We start from the raw sequence: 4,027 nt of genomic DNA, 5'->3' as shown, positions 1-4,027 counted from the left end.
TGACGTTGGGAGCGCTAGCTGGCCCATGGGGGCGATAGTTGGCCCATCTGGGAGCGATAGTTGGCCCCGCGCCAGGAGGGAAGGCCCTTCCACAGGTCCTGTTCTTGGCGGAATCGGTGGTACGTCTGCTTCAGGAGTGCTGTGGTTGAGTGATGACGGTACGCGACTCTCCGGAGGTGCGGTCGGAGTCCTGCGGGTTGGAGGAGCTGTTCTGCGCTCACACCTCCAGTGAGCAGTCGTGGGATTCGCTGTTGCTGGGCCCGCAGTGGCCACGCCGATGGAGTGGGACGTGGCGGACGCCGACAGGTGAGCTGGTATGCCCAGCCCGGGACCTGGCGGCGGTGCCAGTGTTGGAGTGCGTACCGGTTCGCCGGTTCTCCTGGCGAACAAACCAGCGTCACCGCCCAGGCCTGCAATTCATGGTGTCGACCGGCCGGATGCACGGGTTCGAGTCGCTGGAGGAGCAGAAGCTGCTGCTGGCGCTGGACTTCGCCGGCGCCGTGGCGGAGGTCCTGCCGCAGCCGTTTCGGCTGCGGTTTGAGGCCGACGAAGGCTTCCGCGAGCATGTCCCGGATTTCTTGGCAGTGCTGCGAGACGGATCAGCATGGCTGTTCGACGTCCGGCCCGCTTCGTTGATCCGAGATCGCGACGAGGTCGCCTTCGCCGCGGCGTGGGAGGCGGCGTGGGCGGTCGGGTGGCGGTATGCGGTGGTGGCGGGGTGGCGCCCGCACGTGCTGTCGGTGATCGACGCGTTGTCCGCGCAGCGTCGCCCGCTGCAAGACCCGCTGGGCCTGCAAGGCCAGTTGCTGGAAGCGTTGGCGGCTGGGCCGGCCGGGTTCGGGGAGCTCGTGGCCCGAACATCGCTGCCGGCGGTCGCCCGCGCGCATGCCCTGCATCTGCTCTGGCGCCGTCAGCTCGGAGTCGACCTGTCGCGTCCGCTGTCGGATCGTTCGCTGGTGTGCTCGCTGGCTGAGGGGAATGGAGCATGACGCGGCCGGCGGGGCTGCTCGAGCTGTCGCTGGGGTCGACGCTTCGGCTGGATCAGCAGGAATGGGCGGTGGCGGCGATTGAACCGCAGTTCAGCCGCGTGCTGCTGCGGCCGACGAGGGGTGAACCGCAGTGGCGCACGATCCGCTGGCTCGCGTATCACCTCGATTGCCAGCCGGTTCCTGAAGCGCCTGCGATGCCGAAGGGCGCCCACCATCTGACTACCTGGGGCGACCTGACCGAATATCAGCGGAGCGTCGTCCGGCTTCGCGCAGCTCACGTGAACGAGGTCGAGACCGGGTTCCGCAGCAGGGATCCCCATCAGCCGGCTCCTGGAGAACCTCGGCCGGCCTACGATCCGAGTCGCACCACGCTGGGGCAGCGGCGGAAAGCCAAGGCCGTAGAACTGGCCAGTCTTGATGAGCAGGAAGCGAAGCTGCTCGGACTGGATCAGATGAGTGAGCGGACGCTCAAGCGCATGGCCGCGAAGTGCGAGGAACGCGGCGCGCTCGGTTGCGCGGACGGCCGGTGGACGCGGGTCAGCCAAGGCCGTCACAGCATCACCGAGGAGATCCGGGAAGCCATCTTCGCGGCCCGCGCCGAGAGCCTGCGCCGGTCGAAGATGACCATGAAGGCCAAGAGCGTGCTGATCCACCAATATGTCGCGGAGAAGTTCGGGCCGCAGGTCGAGGTTCCTTCTTATCGGACCTTGCGTGAGGTCTGGCTGGAATGGTTCGGCCCAGGAGGAACTCGGCAGCGGTATGCGCGCTCAGCCGCGGCGGTGGACACGGGCCGCGTTTACCCCGTGGTGCATCGGCCGGGCCAGGTCGTCGCCCTGGACACCACACCGTTGCCGGTCAAGGTGCGGGAGAGGACGTTCGGCGATCCTGTGACCGCTCGACTGACTCTGGCCTTGGATCTCTACACGCATTCGGCGGTCGCGTTCCGGCTGACGCTGGTGTCGGAGACGTCGGTGGACGTGGCGATGCTGTTGCGGGACGTGATGTTGCCGCTGCCGATGCGCGAGGGCTGGGGCCCGGAGATGGAGTGGCCCTTCCCGGGCGTTCCGGCCCAGGTCGTCGCGGAGTTCGCCGGCCACAAAGTGGCCGGGCTGCCGTTCTTCGCGCCGGAGACGGTCACCACCGACCACGGTTCGCCGTTCAAAAATCACGACCTGGTGGACGCCCAACGTGTCCTGGGCTGCAACATCCTGCCCGCACGCGTTCTACGCCCAACCGACAAGCAGGCGGTCGAGCGGGCGTTCGGAGCGCTGCGATCGCTGCTGTTCGAGGAGTTGCCCGGCTACACCGGCGTGGACGTCGCCGATCGCGGAGTCGATCCGGAGGCAGACGCGGTGCTGACGCTCGCGCAGATGGAGCGCACGATCGCGCGCTGGATCGTCCAAGTCTGGCAAAACCGCAAACTGGGCGAACACGCGCCCGCGTGGGCCCCGGGGAGGAGCATTCCCCGAACACGCTGTTCGCGGCCGCGATGGAGCAAGGCGGCTTCGCGCTGCAGATCCCCAAGCCGGAGCTGTATTACCAGGTGCTGCCCGCTCACTACGTGAAGATCCCGAACCGGCGCGGGGTCAAGATCGCCGGACTCTGGTACGACGGGCCCGCTCTGGATCCCTACCGAGGCAAGCCATCCGGTCGAGGCGGACAGCACAAGAATCGCTGGGTGATCCGCGGCGATCGCAGGGATCGGCGCTCCGCATTCTTCCAAGATCCCGAATCTCCGGCGGTCTGGCACGAACTGCGCTGGAACGGCTTGCCGCCCGAAGGCGAGATTCCCGCCTTCTCCGACAAGACGGCCGAAGAATTGCTGCATCAGGCTCGCGCGCAAGGCCTGTCGCCCCACTCGGACACCGAGTTGCTGCCCGTGCTGCTGGAACTGCTGGGCGGCCTCGTCCCGGTCGACCAGTGGCACACGCAGCAGCCCAAGCAGCAGCGCACCAGCCGGGCCCGGCAAACGGCCCAGGCCGACGCCGCGCGCCAAGACCGCCAGCCGGCCCCTCGTGCTCCGGACGTCTCCGCTGAAGTCGTTCCTCTGGCCTGGCCGCAGCAGGCCCGCCAGGCGGCCGAGGAAATCGACGCTGAGCGGCGCCGCCGCCGGGAAGCCGTGGTCACCTCACCACCGCAACCACCTCCGCTCATGCATGACGCGTTGCGCCGCAAGAGCATCTTCCTCATCCCCGACGACGATGACGACGAGGCGTTTCCAGCTGAACCTGAGCACGGAGAACGCAATCCATGACGTCCGTTCGAAGAACAGACGGTCAAGGCCCGGTGCCCTTCGTGCTTCCCGGCGAGGTGCCGTTCCGGAACACCTTGGCCGGGTGGGAGCACTACCGGACCAGCCGTGCCCTCTTCATCCCGGCCCCGCAGCTCAGCCTGGCCGAGTGGCGGTTGCTGTCGCCGCGCCGGCGGATGCTGCACGACCTGCACCGCGCGGCGACGCACGCCAACCTGCCGGTGATCGCGACGCCGATGAGCGCCGCGGTGGAGAAGCTGCTGCGTGCTCGGATCGAGTCCAACGCGCTCAAGTACAAACCGACGACCAGATCCGGGATCATGGTCACCGGCGGCGGGTTCCAGGGCAAGACCGAGACGGTCTGCGAGATCTGCGCCGCCTTCCAGGACTTCTGGCTGGACGCGCACCTGCACCTGCCCAGCGCCAGGCCCGGCACCCGAGATCTGCACGCGCCGGTCGCCTACGTGCAGACGCCCGTCACGGCCAAGCCGAAGTCCACCTGCAAGGCCATTCTGAATTTCTACGGCGCCGACACCAAATACATGGATCTGCCCGAGCTGATCCGCCAGGTCGCCCAGTCCCTCAACGACCACGGCACGAAGGTACTCGTGCTGGACGACATCACCCGGCTGCGCATGCACCGCGCCGACGACCAGGACGTGCTCGATCTCATCCGCGCGTTCATGAGCATGCACGTCACCCTCATCCTCATCGGCGTCGACATCCCCGGCTCCGGCCTGCTGCAGGAAGGGCGCCATGATCCCCGCACCGGCCAGTACGTGTTCCG

At 67.6% G+C, this 4,027-nt stretch carries 4 protein-coding genes; all 4 read left to right on the top strand.

All coding sequences use genetic code 11. The annotated features are described in order from the left end of the window. The first annotated feature begins 152 nt into the window (after window positions 1-152). Window positions 153-989 (top strand): TnsA-like heteromeric transposase endonuclease subunit, encoded by an 837-nt coding sequence (locus ACGFJ2_RS59230; protein WP_393484285.1) that lies wholly within the window; start codon window positions 153-155, stop codon window positions 987-989. After that, window positions 986-2,554: a hypothetical protein gene (locus tag ACGFJ2_RS59225; protein WP_393484282.1), complete on the top strand. Its 1,569-nt coding sequence runs from the start codon at window positions 986-988 to the stop codon at window positions 2,552-2,554. The genes ACGFJ2_RS59230 and ACGFJ2_RS59225 overlap by 4 nt, the downstream gene beginning before the upstream one ends. Beyond that, the gene (locus tag ACGFJ2_RS59220; RefSeq protein ID WP_393484279.1) at window positions 2,479-3,243 is read left to right on the top strand and encodes a hypothetical protein; all 765 of its coding nucleotides are present in this window, start codon (window positions 2,479-2,481) and stop codon (window positions 3,241-3,243) included. Before ACGFJ2_RS59225 ends, ACGFJ2_RS59220 begins: the two co-directional genes overlap by 76 nt. A 32-nt stretch (window positions 3,244-3,275) precedes the next feature. Further along, window positions 3,276-4,027 (top strand): AAA family ATPase (locus ACGFJ2_RS59215; protein WP_393484276.1); only part of this gene is annotated, 752 nt, incomplete at its 3' end.

This window comes from Nonomuraea sp. NPDC049028, from assembly GCF_043197735.1.
GTDB lineage: Bacteria > Actinomycetota > Actinomycetes > Streptosporangiales > Streptosporangiaceae > Nonomuraea.
Note: the sequence above shows the minus strand (reverse complement) of the source record. Positions and strands in the feature narration are given on the sequence as shown.

What these genes read in the sequence shown, in the direction of transcription:
- ACGFJ2_RS59230 (WP_393484285.1), top strand. Translation starts at nt 153, where the DNA reads ATGACGGTACGCGACTCTCCGGAGGTGCGGTCGGAGTCCTGCGGGTTG.
- ACGFJ2_RS59225 (WP_393484282.1), top strand. Translation starts at nt 986, where the DNA reads ATGACGCGGCCGGCGGGGCTGCTCGAGCTGTCGCTGGGGTCGACGCTT.
- ACGFJ2_RS59220 (WP_393484279.1), top strand. Translation starts at nt 2,479, where the DNA reads ATGGAGCAAGGCGGCTTCGCGCTGCAGATCCCCAAGCCGGAGCTGTAT.